The sequence below is a fragment of the Exiguobacterium sp. SL-10 genome (genome assembly GCF_004337025.1).
Classification (GTDB): domain Bacteria; phylum Bacillota; class Bacilli; order Exiguobacteriales; family Exiguobacteriaceae; genus Exiguobacterium.
In genome coordinates this window covers 1-1,121 of sequence record NZ_SJUP01000029.1, presented here as the reverse complement: position 1 = coordinate 1,121, position 1,121 = coordinate 1, and the positions used below count along the sequence as shown (strand labels likewise).

At 49.0% G+C, this 1,121-nt stretch carries 10 tRNA genes and 1 rRNA gene; all 11 read right to left on the bottom strand.

The annotated features are described in order from the left end of the window. Position 1: 1 nt before the first annotated feature. Positions 2 to 78: transfer RNA gene (locus EVJ33_RS15145), tRNA-Pro, on the bottom strand. Positions 79 to 85: 7 nt separating this feature from the next. Beyond that, positions 86 to 162: transfer RNA gene (locus EVJ33_RS15140), tRNA-Arg, on the bottom strand. 5 nt (positions 163 to 167) lie between these two features. Beyond that, positions 168 to 252: transfer RNA gene (locus EVJ33_RS15135), tRNA-Leu, on the bottom strand. A gap of 7 nt (positions 253 to 259) precedes the next feature. Next, positions 260 to 334 (bottom strand) — tRNA-Gly (locus tag EVJ33_RS15130). A 21-nt stretch (positions 335 to 355) separates the two neighbouring features. Further along, positions 356 to 436 (bottom strand) — tRNA-Leu (locus EVJ33_RS15125). Between the two features lie 33 nt (positions 437 to 469). Next, positions 470 to 545: transfer RNA gene (locus EVJ33_RS15120), tRNA-Lys, on the bottom strand. A gap of 15 nt (positions 546 to 560) precedes the next feature. Beyond that, positions 561 to 636 (bottom strand) — tRNA-His (locus EVJ33_RS15115). A gap of 11 nt (positions 637 to 647) precedes the next feature. Beyond that, positions 648 to 723 (bottom strand) — tRNA-Thr (locus EVJ33_RS15110). An 8-nt stretch (positions 724 to 731) separates the two neighbouring features. Then, positions 732 to 807: transfer RNA gene (locus EVJ33_RS15105), tRNA-Phe, on the bottom strand. A gap of 24 nt (positions 808 to 831) precedes the next feature. Continuing rightward, positions 832 to 907, bottom strand: a tRNA-Asp gene (locus EVJ33_RS15100). 83 nt (positions 908 to 990) lie between these two features. Beyond that, positions 991 to 1,106: ribosomal RNA gene (rrf, locus tag EVJ33_RS15095) — 5S ribosomal RNA — on the bottom strand. Positions 1,107 to 1,121: the final 15 nt, after the last annotated feature.

Below are 1,121 nucleotides of genomic sequence, written 5' to 3'. Positions count from 1 at the left end.
ATGGTCGGGAAGACAGGATTCGAACCTGCGACCCCTTGGTCCCAAACCAAGTGCTCTACCAAGCTGAGCTACTTCCCGTTATAAATGGTGCACCCTGAGAGATTCGAACTCCCGGCCTTTAGATTCGTAGTCTAACGCTCTATCCAGCTGAGCTAAGGGTGCATTAATGCGGTCGAGAGGACTTGAACCTCCACGGTGTTAACCACCACTAGGCCCTCAACCTAGCGCGTCTACCGATTCCGCCACGACCGCATATAATTGGAGCGGAAGACGGGATTCGAACCCGCGACCCCGACCTTGGCAAGGTCGTATTCTACCACTGAACTACTTCCGCAATATAAAGTTAGATTAGAGATGCGGGTGAAGGGACTCGAACCCCCACGTCAAAGACACTAGATCCTAAGTCTAGCGCGTCTACCAATTCCGCCACACCCGCATATAATATTTAAGTATAGAAATTAATGAGAAATGGTGAGCCATGCAGGGCTCGAACCTGCGACCCTCTGATTAAAAGTCAGATGCTCTACCAACTGAGCTAATGGCTCATTAATTTTTAAAAATGGGGCGGCTGAAGGGAATTGAACCCTCGAATGCCGGAATCACAATCCGGTGCGTTAACCACTTCGCCACAACCGCCATGAGAAAAATGGTGCCGGCGAAAGGATTCGAACCCTCGACCCTCTGATTACAAGTCAGATGCTCTACCAACTGAGCTACACCGGCGCTGTAAATGGTGGCTTTGGACGGAATCGAACCGCCGACACAAGGATTTTCAGTCCTTTGCTCTACCAACTGAGCTACAAAGCCAACTTATTAAGTTTAAATAAAAAATGGCGGTCCCGACGGGATTCGAACCCGCGATCTTCTGCGTGACAGGCAGACATGTTAACCACTACACCACGGGACCGTTTTAAATAATTATTGTATCGACTTTACCTATTTTAAGTCTCATCAAGATGAAAGTCAATAACTTTTTCAAAAAAACAAACAGCCTGGCAGCGTCCTATCCTCACAGGGGGAGACCCCCAACTACTTTCGGCGCTGAAGCGCTTAACTTCCGTGTTCGGCATGGGAACGGGTGTGGCCGCTTCGCTATCGCCACCAGACAAAAGAATATTAAC